Consider the following 19235-nt stretch of genomic DNA (forward strand, 5'->3'; position numbering starts at 1 on the left):
TTCGGAACAGGAGACAACAGTGATTCAGCAGGAATCCCGCCTGAAGGTCGCCGACAACACGGGTGCCAAGGAGATCTTGACCATCCGCGTGCTCGGCGGCTCGGGCCGTCGCTACGCCGGTCTCGGTGACGTCATCGTCGCCACGGTGAAGGACGCCATCCCCGGCGGCAACGTGAAGAAGGGTGACGTCGTCAAGGCGGTCATCGTTCGCACCAAGAAGGAGACCCGTCGTCAGGACGGCTCCTACATCAAGTTCGACGAGAACGCGGCAGTGATCCTCAAGGCTGACGGCGACCCGCGCGGCACGCGCATCTTCGGTCCGGTCGGTCGTGAGCTCCGTGACAAGAAGTTCATGAAGATCATCTCGCTCGCGCCGGAGGTGCTGTAAGCCATGGCGAACATCAAGAAGGGTGACCTCGTCGAGGTCATCACGGGCGCCACGCAGGAGCGTGGCGGCGACCGCGGCAAGCAGGGCAAGGTCATCGAGGTGCTCGTTGACTCGGAGCGCGTCGTCGTCGAGGGCGTGAACTTCGTCACGAAGCACGTCCGCGTCGGCCAGACCCAGCGTGGTTCGAAGACCGGTGGCATCGAGCAGCACGAGGCTCCGATCCACGTCTCGAACGTCGCCATCGTCGACCCGAAGACCAAGAAGCCGACCCGCGTCGGCTTCCGTACCGAAGAGGTGGAGAAGGACGGCGTCAAGAAGACCGTCCGCGTCCGCTACGCCAAGAAGTCGGGTGAGAAGCTCTGATGACCGACACGACTGCCGCGCCGGCGACCAAGGTCGAGCCGCGCCTCAAGCAGAAGTACAAGAACGAGATCAAGGCTGCCCTCACCGAGCAGTTCGGGTACGCGAACGTCAACCAGGTCCCCGGCCTGGTCAAGGTCGTCGTGAACACCGGCGTCGGCGAGGCCGCTCGTGACTCGAAGATCATCGAGGGGGCCATCAAGGACCTCACGGCGATCACGGGTCAGAAGCCCCAGGTCAACATCGCTCGCAAGTCCATCGCGCAGTTCAAGCTGCGCGAGGGTCAGGCGATCGGTGCGCACGTCACCCTCCGCGGTGACCGCGCCTGGGAGTTCCTCGACCGCCTGATCTCCCTCGCCCTGCCCCGCATCCGCGACTTCCGCGGCCTCAGCGACAAGCAGTTCGACGGGAACGGCAACTACACGTTCGGTCTCACGGAGCAGTCCGTGTTCCACGAGATCGACCAGGACCGCATCGACCGCGTGCGTGGCTTCGACATCACCGTCGTGACCACCGCGAAGTCGGACGACGAGGGCCGCGCGCTGCTCAAGCAGCTCGGGTTCCCGTTCCGTTCTGCCGAGCAGACGGTCTAAGATACTTCGGGCGGTGCGGGCCGGAGGATTCACGTCCTCCGGCCCGCACGCACGAACACACAGGTCTCCGGGAACCGCCCGGGGACCCCGATCGCTCAGGTCGGCATTCGTGGAACGGGTGTCGAAACCAGGCGAGAATGGATACGCATCATGACGATGACCGATCCGGTCGCAGACATGCTGACCAGATTGCGGAACGCGAACTCGGCGCACCACGACGCCGTCTCGCTTCCCAGCTCCAAGCTGAAGAAGAACATCGCTGAGATCCTCAAGCGCGAGGGTTACATCAGCGAGTGGAAGATCGAGGACGCCCGCGTCGGGCAGACCCTCACGATCGACCTGAAGTACGGCCCCGAGCGCGAGCGCTCGATCGCCGGCATCAAGCGCGTCTCGAAGCCGGGCCTCCGGGTCTACGCGAAGTCGACGGAGATCCCCCAGGTCCTCGGTGGCCTCGGCGTGGCGATCCTCTCGACGTCGTCCGGCCTCCTGACCGACCGCGAAGCCGAGCAGAAGGGCGTGGGTGGGGAAGTCCTCGCCTACGTGTGGTGATCGACAATGTCTCGAATCGGACGTCTTCCCATCGACATCCCCGCCGGCGTGACCGTCTCCATCGACGGCCAGAACGTGGCGGTCAAGGGCCCGAAGGGCGAGCTCGCGCTCGTCGTTGCTGAGCCCATCCAGGCCAAGGTCGAGGAGAACCAGGTCCTCGTCACCCGTCCGGACGACGAGCGCTCCTCGCGTTCGCTCCACGGCCTGACCCGCACCCTGATCGCGAACAACATCGTCGGTGTCACCCAGGGCTACTCCAAGGGCCTCGAGGTCGTCGGCACCGGTTACCGCGTGCAGGCGAAGGGCACCAGCGTCGAGTTCGCGCTGGGCTACTCCCACCCGATCACGGTCGAGGCGCCCGCAGGCATCTCGTTCGCCGTCGAGGGCAACAACAAGCTCACCGTGACCGGCATCGACAAGCAGGCCGTCGGCGAGGTGGCCGCCAACATCCGCAAGCTGCGCAAGCCCGAGCCCTACAAGGGCAAGGGTGTCCGCTACGCCGGCGAGATCGTGCGCCGCAAGGCCGGAAAGTCAGGTAAGTGATCATGGCTCTCGGTATCCGAGGAAAGAGCAAGTCGGCCGCCAAGGCGCGCCGTCACAACCGACTCCGCAAGAAGATCACCGGCACCGAGGCGCGCCCGCGTCTGGCCGTCACGCGTTCGTCGCGTCACGTGTTCGTGCAGGTCATCGACGACGCGAAGGGTCACACCCTCGCCAGCGCATCGACGATGGAGGCCGACCTCCGCTCGTTCGACGGCGACAAGACCGCCAAGGCCCGTCGCGTCGGTGAGCTCCTCGCCGAGCGCGCGAAGGCCGCCGGCGTCGAGGCCGTGGTCTTCGACCGTGGTGGCAGCAAGTACGCCGGTCGCGTCGCCGCGATCGCCGATGGCGCCCGTGAAGGAGGGCTGAACCTGTGAGCGACACCGCGAACACCACCAGCAACACCGCCAAGGAGACGACGACCGAGGCCGCGGCCACGGCCGAGCGTCCGGTCGAGACCGCCGCTGGCTCCGCGTCGAACAACCGCGACTCCGCCGACCAGCGCGGCCGTCGTGGCGGCGGGCGTGACCGTCAGCAGGGCCGCGACCGCAACAACCGCGGTGGCGACAGCCAGTTCCTCGAGCGCGTGGTGACCATCAACCGCGTCTCGAAGGTCGTCAAGGGTGGTCGTCGCTTCAGCTTCACGGCGCTCGTCGTCGTGGGTGACGGCAACGGCCTCGTGGGCGTCGGCTACGGCAAGGCCAAGGAGGTCCCGACGGCGATCTCCAAGGGCGTCGAGGAGGCGAAGAAGAACTTCTTCCGCGTCCCGCGCGTCGGCAACACCATCCCGCACCCGGTGCAGGGTGAGGCCGCTGCCGGTGTCGTGCTCCTGCGTCCGGCCGCTGCCGGTACCGGTGTCATCGCCGGTGGTCCGGTCCGCGCCGTGCTCGAGTGCGCCGGCATCCACGACGTCCTGAGCAAGTCGCTCGGCTCGTCGAACACCATCAACATCGTGCACGCGACCGTCGAGGCGCTGCAGCAGCTCGAGGAGCCCCGCGCGGTCGCAGTCCGCCGTGGCCTCGACGTCGACGCGGTCGTCCCGGCCCGTCTGCTGCGTGCCGAGGCCGCCGCAGCGCGTGCCGCGTCCGAGAAGGCAGGTGCGTGATGGCGACGCTGAAGATCACGCAGACGAAGTCCGTTATCAGCGAGAAGCAGTACCAGCGCGACACGCTCCGCAGCCTGGGTCTCAAGCGCATCGGCCAGACGGTCGAGCGTGAGGACAACTCCCAGAACCGCGGGTACGTCGCGACGGTCGCGCACCTCGTGAAGGTCGAGGAGGTCGACGCATGAGCGACGAGAAGAACGAGCGCGTGCAGGTCCTGAAGCTGCACCACCTCCGCCCGGCCACCGGTGCGAAGAAGGACCGCACCCGTGTGGGTCGCGGTGAGGGCTCGAAGGGCAAGACCGCCGGCCGCGGTACCAAGGGTCAGAAGGCTCGGTACCAGGTCAAGGTCGGCTTCGAGGGTGGGCAGATGCCGCTGCACATGCGCACCCCGAAGCTCCGCGGGTTCAAGAACCCGTTCCGTGTCGAGTACCAGGTCGTGAACCTGGACAAGATCGCGGAGCTCTACCCGAACGGTGGCGACGTCACCGTTGCGGACCTGGTGGCCAAGGGCGCCGTCCGCAAGAACGAGAAGGTCAAGGTTCTCGGTCAGGGCGACATCAACGTGAAGCTCACGGTCTCGGTCGACAAGGTCTCGGCGTCCGCCGCCGAGAAGATCGCGGCTGCTGGCGGCACCGTCTCCCAGTAACCCCCGTCGGCGGCCCGTGCGTTTGCGCACGGGCCGCCGTTACGGTTTCCTTGACAGTGGCCGGCGTCCGTCGGCCTGGTCGGCCCTGCCGACCGACACCGGAACGGTCGCGTTCGACGGCCCCGGTCCCAGAAGTTCGGAGTCCTCGTGTTCAGAGCGGTCGCGCGCATCATGCGCACCCCAGACCTTCGCAAGAAGATCGGCTTCACCCTCGCGATCATCGCGCTCTTCCGCCTGGGGTCGTACATCCCCGCCCCGTTCGTCGACTACGCGTCCGTGCAGAGCTGCCTCGCCAGCGCGTCCTCGCAGCAGGGTCTCTACGACCTGATCAACCTCTTCTCCGGCGGCGCGCTGCTGAAGCTCTCCGTCTTCGCGCTCGGCATCATGCCGTACATCACGTCGTCGATCATCGTGCAGCTCCTGCGCGTGGTCATCCCGCACTTCGACGCCCTCTACAAGGAGGGCCAGTCCGGTCAGGCCAAGCTGACGCAGTACACGCGCTACCTCACCATCGCGCTCGGTGTCCTGCAGTCCACCACCCTGATCACCGTCGCCCGCTCGGGTGCCCTGTTCGGCACGAACGCGTCGGCCTCCTGCTCGTCGATCATCTCGAACGACAGCTGGTACGCGATCATGCTGATGGTCATCACCCTGACCGCCGGCACCGGCCTCATCATGTGGATGGGCGAGCTCGTCACCGAGCGCGGCATCGGCAACGGCATGTCGCTGCTCATCTTCACGTCGATCGCGGCGCAGTTCCCGTCGGCGCTCTGGGCGATCGAGCAGTCGAACGGCTTCGAGCTGTTCCTGTTCGTGATCCTCGTCGGCCTGGTCATCATGATGGCCGTCGTCTTCGTGGAGCAGTCGCAGCGGCGCATCCCGGTCCAGTACGCCAAGCGCATGGTCGGGCGTCGGACGTTCGGCGGCAACAACACCTACATCCCGATCAAGGTGAACATGGCCGGCGTCGTGCCCGTCATCTTCGCCTCGTCGCTGCTGTACCTGCCGGCCCTCGTCGCGCAGTTCAACCAGCCCTCGGACGGCTCCGCGCCGGCCGCGTGGGTGACCTGGATCCAGAGCAACCTGACCTCGGGTGACAACTGGTTCTACATGGTCCTGTACTTCCTGCTCATCGTCGGGTTCACCTACTTCTACGTCGCGATCACCTTCAACCCCGAAGAGGTCGCCGACAACATGAAGAAGTACGGCGGCTTCATCCCGGGCATCCGTGCCGGACGCCCCACCGCCGAGTACCTCGACTACGTCCTGACCCGGGTGACGTTGCCCGGTTCGCTCTACCTCGGTCTGATCGCACTCATCCCGCTGGGCGCCCTCGCGTTCTTCGGTGCGAACCAGAACTTCCCGTTCGGTGGCGCCAGCATCCTCATCATCGTGGGTGTCGGCCTCGAGACCGTGAAGCAGATCGACTCCCAGCTCCAGCAACGTCACTACGAAGGGCTTCTCCGTTGAGCGCACGTCTCATCATCGTCGGACCTCCCGGAGCCGGGAAGGGCACGCAGGCCGGCCGCATCGCCGAGGCCTTCGGCGTCCCGGCGATCTCGACGGGCGACATCTTCCGCAAGAACGTCGCCGAGGGCACCCCGCTCGGCATCGAGGCGAAGAAGCTGATGGACGCCGGTGAGTACGTGCCGGACGAGCTGACGAACGAACTCGTGAAGTCGCGGCTGGCCGAGTCGGACGCCGAGCACGGCTTCCTGCTCGACGGCTACCCCCGCACGCTGAACCAGGTCGCGTACCTCGACGCGCTGCTGACCGAGCAGGGCACCCAGCTCGACGCCGTCGTGCAGCTCGTCGCGGACCAGGACGAACTCGTCGGTCGGCTCCTCAAGCGCGCGGAGGACCAGGGCCGCAGCGACGACAACGAGGACACGATCCGTCGTCGGCAGGAGGTCTACGTCGAGCAGACCGCCCCGATCGTCGGCGCCTACGCCGAGCGTGGGCTCGTGCTCGACGTCGACGGCCTCGGTGGCATCGACGAGGTCGGCGACCGCATCCAGTCGGCGCTCGCGTCCCGCGGGCTCACCGCGGGCGTCTGACCCCGAAGTGGTCCGCTTCCGCAGGCCCTCCGTCTACAAGACGCCGGAGGAGCTCCGCGCCATGGTGCGCCCGGGGCTGCTCACGGCACAGGCGCTCGACGCGGTGCGCGCCGCGGTCCGCCCCGGCATCACGACCGGTGAACTCGACGCGATCGCGGAGCGGACCATCCGCGACGGTGGTGGCGTACCGAACTTCCAGCTCGTCCCCGGCTACCGGCACACCCTGTGCGTCTCCGTGAACGACGAGGTCGTCCACGGGATCCCGGGTGACCGGGTGGTGCAGCCCGGGGACATCGTGTCGGTGGACGCGGGTGCCGAGGTCGACGGGTGGAACGGCGACAGCGCCTTCACGATCGTCGTCCCCGGCGGCGACGCCGCGGTGTCCGAGGCGCGGCAGAAGCTCTGCGACACGACCGAACGGTCCTTGTGGCACGGGATCGCTGCGCTCGCCTCGGCGAAGCACCTCAACGAGGTCGGCGCCGCAGTCGAGGACGCCATCGAGGAGACCGGCGCCTGGGGCATCGTCGAGGACTACACAGGGCACGGCATCGGACGGTCCATGCACGAGGACCCACCCGTCTTCAACTACCGGGTGCGCGGCGCGGGTCCGGCGGTGAAGCCCGGCCTGGTCGTCGCGATCGAGCCGATGGTGACCGCGGGGACGATCGACAGCTCGACCGACGACGACGACTGGACGGTCCGGACGCTGGACGGGTCGGACGCCGCGCACTGGGAGCACAGCGTCGCGGTGCACGCCGACGGCATCTGGGTGACCACCGCCGCCGACGGCGGTGCTGCGGGCCTGGCCCCGCTGGGTGTGACGCCGGTCCCGATCCCGTAGGACGGGCCTCCAGGCGGTACCGCCCGTCATCGGGTCGCGACGGTGCCGCCCGGCAGCGGGTCGCGACGGTACCGGCTTGGAGGCGCGGCTCGTCCCCGCCCCGTCGGTTCAGTTGCCGACGGAGCAGGTCTGTTCGTCGGCGTTCTGTCCGGTGATCGAGGACGGCAGCGGCGTCGCGGTGGCCGTCGGCGTCGCCGACGACGCGGCCGCCGAGGACGACGTCCCGCCGGAGGAGGACGTCCCGCCGGAGGAGGACGTTGCGCCGGAGGAGGACGTTCCGCCGGAGGACGACGACGTCCCCGCGCTCGTCGACTCCTCGGACGCGCGTCCGGTGGTCGAGTCGGAGAGCGACGTCCGCTGGTCGGTCTGCAGCGCGACGTTGAGGACGTGTGCTGCTTCCTGCGACACGATCACCCGAGCGGTGTCCGCGGGGTCATCCACGACCGGGTACTGCACGAAGAGCATGTTCGACGTGCTCATGCCCCGGAGGGTGGTGGCGAGGCCGACGAGGCTACGGGCCTTCGCGAGGCCGTCGGAGAGCGTCATGTTCTGCAGGGCTGCCGTCGCGAGGCGGTAGAGCGTGACCGGGTCGGACAGGGTGTCGCCCGAGGTGATCTTCCGGAGCAGCGCCGAGAGGAACACCTGCTGCGAGCTGATGCGGGCGAGGTCGCTGCCGTCCCCGACGCCGTGGCGGGTGCGGAGGAACGCGAGCGCGTCGGAGCCCTGGAGCGTGTGCTCGCCGGCCGTGAGGTGGAGTCCGGTGTAGGTGTCGTTGATCGGCTGGGCCACGCAGACGTCGACGCCGCCGAGCGCGTTGGACATCGAGATGACGCCGTCGAAGGTGATGAGTCCGGCGTAGGGGATGCGGAGTCCGGTGAGGTTCTCGACAGTGTCGACGACGCAGGAGACCCCGCCGTTGCCGAGTGCGGTGTTGAACTGCGCCGAGGTCGACGCCGGGTACGTCGTCCCGGTGGCGGGGTTGCTGCACGCCGGGATCGGCACCATGAGGTCGCGCGGGAAGCTCACGGCGGTCAACTGCTGGTGGTCCTGCGAGATGTGCACGAGGATCGTGACGTCGTTCCGGGCGCCCTGCACGTCCTCGTCGGAGTCGAACTGGCCGATGCGGGTGTCGCTGCCGATGAGGAGGATGTTCGCGCCACCGGGCATCGCGGTGATGTCGGCGGTGTCCGCGACCTGCTGGTCGTCCTTGCTGAGCGCGACGGTCTTCGGCTTCGTCGCGAGTGTCCCACCGGCGATCGCGGCCACGCTGGTGCCGCTGACGAGGGCGACCGCCAGGACGGACGCGACGATCCCGAGGGCCGACGCCCAGGCGCGACGACGGGGCAGGCGTCCGTGGCGGGCCAGGGGGCCGCGGGTCTTCGGCACGGTTCTCTCCGTTCGGTGGGCTGCCGTGACACGGTACGGCCGGTGCACTCGAGACGGCCCAGAACGGGCCAGGCAACCACTGTGGAACGTTCAGGGTCCCGCCGGGAAGCCCCAGGTCGAGGGGCCGGAGCCGTCCGCACTTGGCAATCGGGCGTCTGGCAAGTAGGATCGATGTTTGGTGTGTCATGCCCTCCGGGCGTGGCGCCCGACCCGCAGACCGGCTCGGGGATCACACCGGTAATCCAACCAAGCGACAGTGAGGCTATGGCCAAGAAAGACGGCGTCATCGAGATCGAGGGCTCGGTGCTCGAAGCTCTGCCCAACGCGATGTTCCGCGTTGAGCTGACCAACGGACACAAGGTCCTCGCGCACATCTCCGGGAAGATGCGCCAGCACTACATCCGCATCCTCCCCGAGGACCGCGTGATCGTGGAGCTGAGCCCGTACGACCTGACCCGCGGCCGGATCGTCTACCGCTACAAGTGATCCGCGAGCTGGAAAGGAACGGCCCGGCGAACCCGCCGAGCACGAAGCCAGCGAGCACGAGGAACCAACCATGAAGGTCAACCCCAGCGTCAAGCCCATCTGCGAGCACTGCCGAGTGATCCGCCGGAAGGGCCGCGTCATGGTGATCTGCAAGAGCAACCCGCGCCACAAGCAGCGCCAGGGCTGAGCTCCCAGCAGGACCCACAACTCAACACCGAACACGCAGTACCAGAACCCGCGGCTCCGGCAGCGGGGGACACCTCGGGGCGGAGGCCCGGGCACCGGTACTGCGCCACACCTCCACCAACCACAGGAGCAGCCAGCACATGGCACGTCTAGCAGGCGTCGACATCCCGCGCGAGAAGCGCGTGGAGATCGCACTCACGTACATCTACGGCGTCGGCCGTACCCGGTCCGTCCAGGCCCTGGCCGAGACCGGCATCTCCGGCGACATCCGCGTCAAGGACCTCACCGACGACCAGCTCGTCGCCCTCCGCGACTACATCGAGGGCAACTTCAAGGTGGAGGGTGACCTCCGCCGCGAGGTCGCCGCCGACATCCGCCGCAAGGTCGAGATCGGTAGCTACGAGGGTCTCCGCCACCGTCGTGGTCTCCCGGTGCGCGGTCAGCGCACCAAGACCAACGCGCGTACCCGCAAGGGACCGAAGCGCACCGTGGCAGGCAAGAAGAAGGCCCGATAGGAGATCATCATGGCTACCCCCAAGACTGCCGCGCGCAAGCCGCGTCGCAAGGAGAAGAAGAACGTCGCCGTGGGCCAGGCCCACATCAAGAGCACGTTCAACAACACGATCGTCAGCATCACCGACCCGTCGGGTGCCGTCCTCAGCTGGGCGTCCTCGGGTGCCGTCGGCTTCAAGGGTTCGCGCAAGTCGACGCCGTTCGCGGCGCAGCTCGCCGCCGAGTCCGCCGCGCGTCAGGCGCAGGAGCACGGCGTCAAGAAGGTCGACGTCTTCGTGAAGGGTCCGGGTTCGGGCCGCGAGACCGCGATCCGTTCCCTCCAGGCCGCCGGCCTCGAGGTCGGTTCGATCAACGACGTCACGCCGCAGGCGCACAACGGGTGCCGCCCGCCCAAGCGTCGCCGCGTCTGACGCGAGGAGCAACCGGCCGTTCCCCGCTCGTTCCCTGACCGGGGCGAGCGGGGCCGGCCATTCCTGGTCGTTCGATCGCGCACGACGAGCCGTTCGCGGCCGTCGGTGCGCGTGATCACAACTCAACAGACCCGTCGGGGCCCGGTCGGCCCCGTCGTACCGCCGAGTGTCATATAGCGGACACTCCGCCGAAAGGAATCCCACAGTGCTCATTGCACAGCGCCCCACCCTGACCGAGGAGTCGATCTCCGAGCACCGCTCGCGCTTCGTCATCGAGCCGCTCGAGCCGGGCTTCGGTTACACCCTCGGCAACTCGCTGCGCCGCACGCTCCTCTCCTCGATCCCCGGCGCGGCCGTCACCAGCATCCGCATCGACGGCGTCCTCCACGAGTTCAGCACCGTTCCCGGTGTCAAGGAAGACGTCACCGAGATCATCCTCAACATCAAGAGCCTCGTCGTCTCCAGCGAGCACGACGAGCCGATCACCGCGTACCTGCGCAAGCAGGGTGCCGGTCAGGTCACCGCGGCGGACATCTCCGCCCCGGCCGGCGTCGAGATCCACAACCCGGACCTCGTCATCGCGACCCTGAACGACACCGCGCGGTTCGAGCTCGAGCTCACGATCGAGCGTGGCCGTGGCTACGTGTCGGCGACGCAGAACCGCTCGGAGTTCTCCGAGGCCGGTCAGATTCCGATCGACTCGATCTACTCGCCGGTCCTCAAGGTCACCTACCGCGTCGAGGCGACGCGTGCCGGTGAGCGCACGGACTTCGACCGCCTGGTCGTCGACGTCGAGACGAAGCCGGCGATCTCGCCGCGCGACGCCATCGCCTCGGCGGGCCGCACGCTGGTCGAGCTGTTCGGTCTCGCCCGCGAGCTGAACACGGCGGCCGAGGGCATCGAGATCGGCCCCGCGCCGGTCGACGCGGTGCTCTCGAACGAGCTGCAGACCCCCATCGAGGACCTCGACCTGTCGGTCCGCAGCTACAACTGCCTCAAGCGGGAGGGCATCAACACGGTGTCCGAGCTCGTCGCCCTCTCGGAGACGCAGCTCATGAACATCCGCAACTTCGGTCAGAAGTCGGTGGACGAGGTCAAGGACAAGCTCACCGAGCTCGGCCTGTCCCTCAAGGACACCGTCCCCGGATTCGACGGCGCCCACTTCTACAGCGGGTACGACGAGGACGAGTCCAACAACTGACCTCGCGCGCGAGCGCACGCGTGCTGAGTCAGCGCGCACCACCATCACCACTGGAGAACTGACATGCCGAAGCCCACCAAGGGCCCCCGCCTCGGTGGCGGTCCCGCCCACGAGCGCCTGCTCCTGAGCAACCTCGCCAACGCCCTCTTCACGCACGGCCGCATCACCACGACCGAGACGAAGGCCAAGCGCCTCCGCCCGGTCGCCGAGCGGCTCATCACGTTCGCGAAGCGCGGCGACCTGCACGCCCGTCGTCGTGTGATCAGCATCCTGCGCGACAAGTCCGTCGTGCACACGCTGTTCACCGAGATCGCCCCGCAGGTCGAGGACCGTCAGGGCGGCTACACCCGCATCACGAAGCTCGGTTTCCGCAAGGGCGACAACGCTCCCCTCGCGTCGATCGAGCTCGTCCTCGAGCCGGTGTCGGGCAAGCCCGCCCCGGTGAAGCGCGACGCGGCTCCGGCCGCCGCCGCCCCGGTCGAGGAGCCGGCCGCTGACGAGGCCCCGGTCGACGAGACCGAGACCACCGAGGAGTCCGCGCCGGTCGAGGCCGAGACCGAGACCGAGGCTGCCGCCGAGGTCGAGGACGACGCTGCCGCCAAGGCGGACGACACGAAGGCCGACGACGCCAAGTAGTCACCAGCACCATACGAGAAAGCCCCCGCGACGCACGTCGCGGGGGCTTCCTCGTGTCCGGTGCCGGGAAGCGGGTCGGGACGCGACCGCGCGTCGGACGGGAGGCACGGTGCCGGCCCGCCACGCGCCTCCCGGCCCTCCCCGCGCAGCACGGACCGGACGGCCACGGCTCACAGGCGCACCCACGTAACCTCGCCGACGCCATGGCACGAGCAGAACGCATCACGGGAGCCGGACGCCGCATCTGGCGGTGGAGCCGCGACTCCGGCACCCAGCCGCGCCTGCTGCTCGCCGCGAAGGCGGCTCTGGCCGCGACCATCGCGTGGGTCCTCGCCAAGTACGCCCCGGGCGTCGCGGCCGAGTACCCGTACTACGCGCCCCTCGGCGCGATCGTCGCCATGCGGACGACCGTGTTCGCCGGCATCCGTTCGGGCGTGCAGACGCTCGTGGGCATCACCCTCGGGATCGTCATCGCCTGGGTGACCATGCTCGTCGGCGACCCCGGCGTGATCGCGGTCGCCCTCGCGGTCGGCATCGGTGTCCTCGTGAGCGGGTTCCGGATCCTCGGTGAGGGGTACTCCTGGGTGCCGATGGCCGCGCTCTTCGTGCTGCTCGTCGGCGGCGGCAACGCGGAGGGCTACTCGTTCGCGTACATCGTGCAGATGGCCATCGGGATCGCGATCGGCCTCGCCGTGAACTTCGCCGTGTTCCCGCCGCTGCACTTCTGGGACGCGGAGCGCCGCATCGACCAGGTGAACGCGGTGCTCGCGCAGCAGCTCGACGACCTGGCGGACGTGCTCGTGGACGGTGAGCCCGACACCGCCGCGTGGGACCGGCAGCAGGAGCGGCTCGACAAGGCCATCGCGGACGTGCGGGACCGGGTCGCCACCGCACAGGAGAGCCGGCGGATGAACCCGCGTGGTGCGCTCCGTGGTTCCCGAGCGCGCCTGCAGTCGGACGGTGCCCGGTTCCGTGCGGTCGAACGTGCTGCCTGGTACACGACGGACCTCACCGAGCTCGTCGCGCGCTCCGGCCCTGTGGCCGACAACGTCGGACGGCCGGACCCCGCCTTCGCCGAGCCGTTCGCGGCCGCACTAAGGCAGGTGGCGTGCGTGGTCCGGGGCGACTGCCCGGCGGAGGAGGGGGACGAAGCCCTCGCGACGCTCGAGGCGGCGCTCGACGCGAGTCGGTCGAACCCGTCCCAGGTCACCGTGACGGCGAGTGCGATCGTGGCGCTGCGGGGTGTCATCGAGTCCGAGAAGCGGGCGACGGAGGACATCGACACCGACACCGGGCCGTTCGGGAAGAAGCAGACCGGACGGTGAGCGGGCCAGCGGTCCTCGACGAAGATAACACGTAGGTTATAGAGTGCGTGCATGCACGCCTTCGACGTCCTCGGTGACCCGGTTCGACGACGTCTGACCGAGCTCCTGGCCACTGGCGATCGCCCCGCGGGCGAGTTGGTCGACGTCATCGCATCGGAGTTCGGGATCTCGCAGCCGGCGGTCTCGCGGCACCTGCGGGTCTTGCGCGAGGCGGGTTTCGCATCGTCGGAGGCACACGGGACTGCCCGCATCTACCGCCTCGAGCCCCGCGTGGTGGCCGAGCTCGACGGAGCCGTCGAACGCTACCGCGCGCTCTGGCGACAACGACTCGATGCGCTGGGCACCGAGATCGCCAGGGGGCAGCGCGAGGCTCGACCGGCGGCAGATGAGCCCGATCACACGACCAGAAGACCCGCACGACACGACGAGGAGTCCTGACATGCGCACCACCGACGGCACCGCAGAACCGCTCTCCGAGGGCGGGTACCTCATCCGCTTCGCCCAGACCTACCCGACCACCCCGGAAGACCTCTGGCACGCGGTGACCGACCGCGAGCGACTCTCCCGGTGGATGGCCCCGTACGAGGGCGACCTGCGACTCGGCGGGCACTGGACCGCCCGTTACGACGACGGGAGCGTGTTCACCGTCGGGCAGGTCACAGCGTGCGACCCGCCCCGGAGCTTCACGACCACCTGGCACGCCGTCGAGGAGCAGCAGACCACGATCACGGTCACGGTCGAGCCGACGGAGCACGGTGCGTCGCTCCGGCTCGAGCACCAGGGTGTCGGCAGCATCGACTACCTCGCCGGGTGGCACACGTACCTCGAGCTGCTCGAGCTCGACCTGGACGGCGACACGGCCGCAGCCGCGACGTTCGACTGGGATGCCCGGTACCGGGAGCTCCGGACGCGGTACCGGGAGAACGGCGCGGGAGGCGTGACGCCCGAGCGTCCGTAGACTCGGGTCGTGACCGCGCGTCCCCGTCTCGCCGTCCTCGGACCCGTGCTGGTCGAGGGGACGACTGGGACGCCCACCGCCGTCACCGGCGCGCTCGCGCGGTCGTTCCTCACCGCGCTGGTCCTGGCGCCCGGGCTCGGCGTGTCGACCGACTCGCTCATCGACGGCCTCTGGCCCGGCGAGCAGCCCCGTGCGGCACGGGCGGCGCTCCAGACCATGGTGTCGCGCCTGCGCCGGACGACCGCCGACGGGCTCGTCCGCTCCACCACGACGGGATACGCCCTCGGGTGCGACGCGGACGACGTCGACCTGCTCCGGGCGGAGCGCGCGGCGTCGTCGACCGACGTCGGTGCCGTGGAAGGCGCACTCGTGCTCTGGCGGGGTGCTCCCGGCGAGGACGTCGACGGTGACCTCGGCGACGCGCTCGCCGCCCGGGCCGCCACCGCACGCGGCGCCCTGCGTCGAACGCTCGGAGCAGTCCTGCTCGAGGCCGGACGAGCGGACGAGGCGGTCGCGGTCTGGCGGTCCGCCGCCGAGGCGGACCCCTTCGACGAGGTCACGGTCGCGGGCACGATGCGTGCGCTCGACGCTGCCGGCCGACCGGCCGAGGCGCTCGCCGTGTTCGCCGCGCACCGTGACCGGCTGGTCGACGAACTCGGTGCCGACCCCTCCGGCGACCTCGTCCGACTGAACGCGGACCTCCTGCGCCGGTCGGCAGACCAGGTGGGGCGGGCGCGACACATCGGCCTGCGGGCTGCGCCGAACCGGTTGGTCGGACGGGAGGCCGACCTCGCCGCCGTCACGGACCTCCTGTCCCGGGAGCGGTTGGTCACGGTCCTCGGTGCGGGTGGGCTCGGGAAGACCCGCCTCGCCCAGGCGGTCGCGGCGGCGCTGCCGGACGACGTCGGCGTCGTCGTGGTGGAGCTCGCGTCCGTCGCGGCGCCCGAGGACGTCCTCCCCGCGCTCGGTGCGGTGCTCGGGATCGTGGAGGTCAGATCGGCCCGGACGCTGCGCGACGCCGTGGTGAGCGACCTGTCGGCCAGGGTCGTCAGATCGCTGTCGGACGGGCCGACGGTGCTCGTGCTCGACAACTGCGAGCACCTGCTCGAGCCGGTCGCCACGCTGACCGCCGAGCTGCTCGCCGCGGCCCCGGACCTGCGGGTGCTCGCCACGTCGAGGGCGCCCCTCGCGATCGCCGGTGAGGTCGTGGCGCCCCTGGCGCCCCTGCCGGTCGAGGCGGACGGTGCCGCGGTGCGCCTGTTCACCGAGCGTGCCCGCGCGGCCCGCCCCGGCGCGGTGCTGCCGGTGGACGCCGTCCGCCGGATCTGCACCCGTCTCGACGGCTCACCCCTCGCGATCGAGCTCGCCGCCGCACGGATCCGAGGCATGAGCACGGACGAGATCGAACGGCGTCTCGACGACCGCTTCGCGTTGCTGCGGGGCGGCGACCGGAGCGCCCCGGAACGGCACCGCACCCTGCTCGCGGTCATCGAGTGGAGCTGGCACCTGCTCGACGACGGCGCCCGCGACCTCCTGCCCCGACTCGCGCTCTTCCCCGACGGGCTCGCGGTGGACGCGGTGGAGGCGGTCGCGGCCCCGGATCAGGCCGACGCACTGGACGATCTCGCCGACCTCGTCGAGCAGTCCCTCGTGCAACTCGTCGAACACGAGGGCGAGCCGGTCCGCTACCGCCTGCTCGAGACCGTCCGGGAGTTCGGCGCGGCGCGGCTCCGCGACCTCGGACGCACCGACGAGGTCCGACGTGCGATGCTCGGGTGGGCCCACGGCTTCGGCACCACCCACGACCTGTTCGCCATCGTCGGCCCGGAGCAGCTCGGCCGGTTCCACGAGGTCCGCCGCGAAGCCGACAACCTCGTCGGGCTCCTGCGATGGGCGCTCCGCGACGAGGACGCCGGGGCGACCGCGGCGGTGTTCGCTGCCCTCGGTGCTTACTGGACGCTCCGTGGCACGCAGGAGGAGATCACCGCGGTCGCTCCGGACGTCGTGACCGTCCTGCGGTCCCGCGAGCCGGCAGCGGCAGACCGCACCGCCGCGCACATCGGGCTCGTCGTCGCGGGTGGCGCGTCCGCGTTCGACGACCGCCGCACGACCGCGTGGGCCGTGTCGACGCTCCGCCGCTGGCGCCGGACCGCGACCGCCGACGATCCCGTCGTCGACGCCCTCGCCGCCCTCTTCGTCGAGCTCGGCCGCCCGGATGCCGCGACTGCACTCCTCGCCGGGTTCCGTGCCGATCCGGACGACCGCGTCGCCTGCATCGGGAACCTGCTCAGCGCCCCGCTCGCCGAGAACGGCGGGGAACCCGCCGAGGCGCTCCGCTTCGCCGTTGCCGCCCAGGACCTCGCGAACCGTGCCGGCGACGTGTGGACCACCGGGACCTCCGCGGTCACGATGACGCAGCTCCTCGCGCAGACGGGCCGGTACACGGATGCCTTGGACGCGGCCGAACGGGCACGGGGACGCCTCGAGCTCCTGGGCGCCGACGACGACCTGTCCGAGATCGCGTGGTCAGTCGGGCTCTGCGCCGCCGCGACCGGGGACGTCGACCGAGCCAGGTCGGTCGCCCGCGAGCTGCAGCACCGACCGGCCAGCGGTCGTGGCCCCGAGGCCGACGGTGCGATGGTTGCCCTGATCGCGCTGGCGATCGAGGCGGAGTGCCGGCGGGCGGAGGGCGACCCGGCAGCGGCCGCCGACCGGTACACGGCGGCGTGGGAGGCGGCATCGGAGCGGCGCGGACCCGCCCCGAACTGGCGGCTGATGGCCGGCGCCGCCCGCATCGCCGCGGTCGACGAGACCGCGGGCGGTCTCGACAGGCTCCGGCCGGCCGAGCGAGCCGTCGCGCGACGGATGCGGAACGCGACACTCGCCCTGCTCCGGGTCCGGCCGTGGTGGACCGACCTGCCCGTGGTCGGGACGACCCTCGCCGGACTGGCGCTCGCCGCCGCCCGCGAGGGATCCCTCGATGCGGCTGCGCGGTGCTGGGCACTGGCCGTGCGCTTCGGCACGCGGCAGGACTTCGCGGTGCTCTCGCACGAGCGGCTCCGGCCCGTGATCGCCGCGGCGGTCGGCACCGACGTGCTCCGCGACGCCGAGACGGCCTCGGCCCGGTGGGACCGGGACGAGGCCGTGGCGGCGACGCGCGTGGTGCTCGAGGACCTGCGGGCGGGGGCTCAGGCCTTCCGCATGTAGGTCCGCACGGTGAGTGGGGCGAAGACCGCGACGACGACCGCCGCGCCGAGGAGGCTGATCCAGAGGTCACCCGTCACCGCGCCGTGGTTCACGAGTTCACGGACCGCCGTGATGAGGTGCGAGATCGGGTTGACCTCGGTGAACCAGCGCAGCCAGCTCGGCAGGGTGTCGACGGGGACGAACGCGTTCGACAGGAACGTCAGCGGGAACAGCACGAGGTTCGCGATGCCGGAGACACTCGACGCCGTGCGCGCGACCACGCCGAAGTACGCGAAGATCCAGCTGATCGCCCACGCGACGACGATCACGAGGAGCCCGGCGAGCACGACGGCCGCGGGACCGCCCTCGGGCCGCAGACCCATGATGATCCCGACCGTGAAGGTGATCGTGGTCGCGATGGCGTAGCGGACGGTGTCGGCGAGCAGGGCTCCCGCGAGGGGTGCGATGCGCGCGATCGGGAGCGACTTGAAGCGGTCGAACACCCCCTTGTCCATGTCCTCGCGGAGCTGGACGCCGGTGACGATCGACGACGTGATGTTCGTCTGCACGAGGATGCCGGGGATGATCACGGGCAGGTAGCTGCCGATGTCGCCGGAGATCGCGCCGCCGAAGATGTACGTGAACATCACGGTGAAGACGATCGGCATGAGCGTGACGTCGAAGAGCTGCTCGGGCGTCCGGCGGATCTTCACGAGTCCGCGGTAGGCCATCGTGAACGACTGCCGGACGGTCGCGCCGAGTCCGGTGCTGCCGACGCCGGCGCGCGGCGTGACCCGGGGTGTCGAGGTCGGGGTGGGGGCGATGGTGGTCATGCGATGCTCCCTTCGAGCTCGCGGTCGGCGCCGTCGGTCGCGTCGGCGTCCGTCGGCCTGCCGGTGATGGTCAGGAAGACCTCGTCGAGCGTCGGCTTCTGCACGCTCATCTCGGCGAGGGAGATGCCCGCCTCGCGGAACGACACGAGCAGGTCGGTCACCCGGTCGGGGTCGGTCATCGGTGCGGTCAGCCGGGAGCCCTCGGGGCTCGCGACCGCGTCGACGCCGAGCGTGGTGCGCACGATCGTCCGCGCCGCGTCCAGCCGGAGCCCGTCGGTCAACCGGAGCTGCAGCGACGAGGTGCCGATCGAGGCCTTGAGCTCGTCACCCGTGCCCTCGGCGACGACGCGGCCGTGGTCGATGACGGCGATGCGGTCGGCGAGCTGGTCGGCCTCGTCGAGGTACTGCGTGGTCAGGAGCACCGTCGACCCGGTCGCGACGAGCTCCCGGATGGTGTCCCACATCTGCGCCCGGGTCCGCGGGTCCAGCCCGGTGGTGGGTTCGTCGAGGAAGATGAGCGGCGGCTGCGCGATCAGGCTCGCCGCGAGGTCGAGCCGACGACGCATGCCGCCCGAGAACGCCTTGAGCGGTCGGGACGCCGCCTCGGTCAGGCCGAAGCGGTCGAGCAGCTCGGACGACTTCGCCTTCGCGTCGCGACGGGAGAGCCCGAGCAGCCGCGAGAAGATGACGAGGTTCTCGGTCGCGCTGAGCGTCTCGTCGACGCTCGCGTACTGTCCGGTCACGCCGATGAGCGAGCGGACCGTCTGGGCCTCATGCCGGACGTCGTGCCCGAACACGCGGGCCTCGCCGGCGTCCGCCGTGAGCAGGGTCGCCAGCATCGAGATCGTGGTCGTCTTGCCGGCGCCGTTCGGGCCGAGCACGCTGTACACCGTGCCGGCCTCCACGCGGAGGTCGACACCGTCCACGGCGCGGTTCGTCCCGAAGGTCTTCACGAGGCCGGATGCCTCCACCGCGAGGGGTGTCGTGGTCATCGCAGGTTCCTTTCGTCGATGTCGGGGTCGATCGTGCAGCCGCC

The 19235-nt window shown here is 69.9% G+C and carries 25 protein-coding genes; 22 read left to right on the plus strand and 3 right to left on the minus strand.

What is annotated here, in order from left to right:
• Window positions 1–19: 19 nt before the first annotated feature.
• The 12 genes from rplN to map all read left to right on the plus strand — a co-directional run bounded on the left by rplN (window position 20) and on the right by map (window position 7079).
• Complete coding sequence (gene rplN, locus QPJ90_RS06200) at window positions 20–388, plus strand: 50S ribosomal protein L14 (RefSeq protein ID WP_017885523.1); 369 nt, start codon at window positions 20–22, stop codon at window positions 386–388.
• 3 nt (window positions 389–391) lie between these two features.
• Window positions 392–751 carry a 50S ribosomal protein L24 gene (rplX, locus tag QPJ90_RS06205; RefSeq protein ID WP_058725382.1) on the plus strand — a complete coding sequence of 120 codons (360 nt, stop codon included), beginning with the start codon at window positions 392–394 and terminating at the stop codon, window positions 749–751.
• Window positions 751–1341 (plus strand): 50S ribosomal protein L5, encoded by a 591-nt coding sequence (gene rplE / locus QPJ90_RS06210; RefSeq protein WP_058725383.1) that lies wholly within the window; start codon window positions 751–753, stop codon window positions 1339–1341. Before rplX ends, rplE begins: the two co-directional genes overlap by 1 nt.
• Before the next feature lie 150 nt (window positions 1342–1491).
• A complete protein-coding gene (gene rpsH / locus QPJ90_RS06215) occupies window positions 1492–1890 on the plus strand; it encodes a 30S ribosomal protein S8 (protein ID WP_058725384.1) in 399 nt (132 codons plus the stop codon).
• A gap of 6 nt (window positions 1891–1896) precedes the next feature.
• Complete coding sequence (rplF, locus tag QPJ90_RS06220; protein WP_058725385.1) at window positions 1897–2433, plus strand: 50S ribosomal protein L6; 537 nt, start codon at window positions 1897–1899, stop codon at window positions 2431–2433.
• A 2-nt stretch (window positions 2434–2435) separates the two neighbouring features.
• The gene (rplR, locus tag QPJ90_RS06225; protein WP_058725386.1) at window positions 2436–2807 is read left to right on the plus strand and encodes a 50S ribosomal protein L18; all 372 of its coding nucleotides are present in this window, start codon (window positions 2436–2438) and stop codon (window positions 2805–2807) included.
• The gene (gene rpsE, locus QPJ90_RS06230; RefSeq protein ID WP_058725387.1) at window positions 2804–3535 is read left to right on the plus strand and encodes a 30S ribosomal protein S5; all 732 of its coding nucleotides are present in this window, start codon (window positions 2804–2806) and stop codon (window positions 3533–3535) included. Before rplR ends, rpsE begins: the two co-directional genes overlap by 4 nt.
• Entirely contained in the window at window positions 3535–3720 is a 186-nt protein-coding gene (rpmD, locus tag QPJ90_RS06235; protein ID WP_083513518.1) for a 50S ribosomal protein L30, read from the plus strand. Before rpsE ends, rpmD begins: the two co-directional genes overlap by 1 nt.
• Window positions 3717–4181: a 50S ribosomal protein L15 gene (rplO, locus tag QPJ90_RS06240; protein WP_031273239.1), complete on the plus strand. Its 465-nt coding sequence runs from the start codon at window positions 3717–3719 to the stop codon at window positions 4179–4181. The genes rpmD and rplO overlap by 4 nt, the downstream gene beginning before the upstream one ends.
• Before the next feature lie 147 nt (window positions 4182–4328).
• Window positions 4329–5651 carry a preprotein translocase subunit SecY gene (secY, locus tag QPJ90_RS06245; protein ID WP_290133578.1) on the plus strand — a complete coding sequence of 441 codons (1323 nt, stop codon included), beginning with the start codon at window positions 4329–4331 and terminating at the stop codon, window positions 5649–5651.
• The gene (locus QPJ90_RS06250; protein ID WP_290133579.1) at window positions 5648–6238 is read left to right on the plus strand and encodes an adenylate kinase; all 591 of its coding nucleotides are present in this window, start codon (window positions 5648–5650) and stop codon (window positions 6236–6238) included. Before secY ends, QPJ90_RS06250 begins: the two co-directional genes overlap by 4 nt.
• Window positions 6239–6245: 7 nt before the next feature.
• Window positions 6246–7079: a type I methionyl aminopeptidase gene (gene map, locus QPJ90_RS06255; protein ID WP_290133580.1), complete on the plus strand. Its 834-nt coding sequence runs from the start codon at window positions 6246–6248 to the stop codon at window positions 7077–7079.
• Window positions 7080–7187: 108 nt separating this feature from the next.
• Here map and QPJ90_RS06260 read toward each other — a convergent pair whose 3' ends face one another.
• Window positions 7188–8465 (minus strand): LCP family protein, encoded by a 1278-nt coding sequence (locus QPJ90_RS06260; RefSeq protein WP_290133581.1) that lies wholly within the window; start codon window positions 8463–8465, stop codon window positions 7188–7190.
• A 264-nt stretch (window positions 8466–8729) separates the two neighbouring features.
• Between QPJ90_RS06260 and infA the strand changes: the two genes are divergently transcribed.
• The 10 genes from infA (at window position 8730) to QPJ90_RS06310 (ending at window position 17387) form a co-directional block, all read left to right on the plus strand.
• Window positions 8730–8951 (plus strand): translation initiation factor IF-1, encoded by a 222-nt coding sequence (infA, locus tag QPJ90_RS06265; protein WP_017885509.1) that lies wholly within the window; start codon window positions 8730–8732, stop codon window positions 8949–8951.
• 70 nt (window positions 8952–9021) lie between these two features.
• Window positions 9022–9138 (plus strand): 50S ribosomal protein L36, encoded by a 117-nt coding sequence (gene rpmJ / locus QPJ90_RS06270; protein ID WP_022903266.1) that lies wholly within the window; start codon window positions 9022–9024, stop codon window positions 9136–9138.
• 139 nt (window positions 9139–9277) lie between these two features.
• Window positions 9278–9652 (plus strand): 30S ribosomal protein S13, encoded by a 375-nt coding sequence (gene rpsM, locus QPJ90_RS06275; protein WP_058725393.1) that lies wholly within the window; start codon window positions 9278–9280, stop codon window positions 9650–9652.
• Between the two features lie 9 nt (window positions 9653–9661).
• Window positions 9662–10060: a 30S ribosomal protein S11 gene (gene rpsK, locus QPJ90_RS06280; RefSeq protein ID WP_017885507.1), complete on the plus strand. Its 399-nt coding sequence runs from the start codon at window positions 9662–9664 to the stop codon at window positions 10058–10060.
• 205 nt (window positions 10061–10265) lie between these two features.
• A complete protein-coding gene (locus QPJ90_RS06285) occupies window positions 10266–11261 on the plus strand; it encodes a DNA-directed RNA polymerase subunit alpha (protein WP_058725394.1) in 996 nt (331 codons plus the stop codon).
• A gap of 63 nt (window positions 11262–11324) precedes the next feature.
• A complete protein-coding gene (rplQ, locus tag QPJ90_RS06290; RefSeq protein ID WP_290133582.1) occupies window positions 11325–11897 on the plus strand; it encodes a 50S ribosomal protein L17 in 573 nt (190 codons plus the stop codon).
• A 203-nt stretch (window positions 11898–12100) separates the two neighbouring features.
• Entirely contained in the window at window positions 12101–13222 is a 1122-nt protein-coding gene (locus QPJ90_RS06295; protein ID WP_290133583.1) for a hypothetical protein, read from the plus strand.
• A 51-nt stretch (window positions 13223–13273) separates the two neighbouring features.
• On the plus strand, window positions 13274–13660 hold the full coding sequence (locus tag QPJ90_RS06300; protein WP_290133584.1) for a metalloregulator ArsR/SmtB family transcription factor: 387 nt from the start codon (window positions 13274–13276) through the stop codon (window positions 13658–13660).
• 1 nt (window position 13661) lies between these two features.
• On the plus strand, window positions 13662–14180 hold the full coding sequence (locus QPJ90_RS06305; protein WP_290133585.1) for an SRPBCC domain-containing protein: 519 nt from the start codon (window positions 13662–13664) through the stop codon (window positions 14178–14180).
• Between the two features lie 9 nt (window positions 14181–14189).
• Window positions 14190–17387, plus strand: a complete 3198-nt coding sequence (locus QPJ90_RS06310) for a BTAD domain-containing putative transcriptional regulator (protein WP_290133586.1) — start codon at window positions 14190–14192, stop codon at window positions 17385–17387.
• On the opposite strand, the gene QPJ90_RS06315 is transcribed toward QPJ90_RS06310, so the two are convergent.
• Both QPJ90_RS06315 and QPJ90_RS06320 read right to left on the minus strand, forming a co-directional pair.
• Window positions 17369–18199: an ABC transporter permease gene (locus QPJ90_RS06315; RefSeq protein WP_290133587.1), complete on the minus strand. Its 831-nt coding sequence runs from the start codon at window positions 18197–18199 to the stop codon at window positions 17369–17371. The genes QPJ90_RS06310 and QPJ90_RS06315 overlap by 19 nt on opposite strands.
• Window positions 18196–19191, minus strand: a complete 996-nt coding sequence (locus QPJ90_RS06320) for an ATP-binding cassette domain-containing protein (protein WP_290133588.1) — start codon at window positions 19189–19191, stop codon at window positions 18196–18198. Before QPJ90_RS06320 ends, QPJ90_RS06315 begins: the two co-directional genes overlap by 4 nt.
• Between the last annotated feature and the right edge of the window lie 44 nt (window positions 19192–19235).

It is taken from the genome of Curtobacterium sp. 458, assembly GCF_030406605.1.
Taxonomy (GTDB): Bacteria; Actinomycetota; Actinomycetes; order Actinomycetales; family Microbacteriaceae; genus Curtobacterium.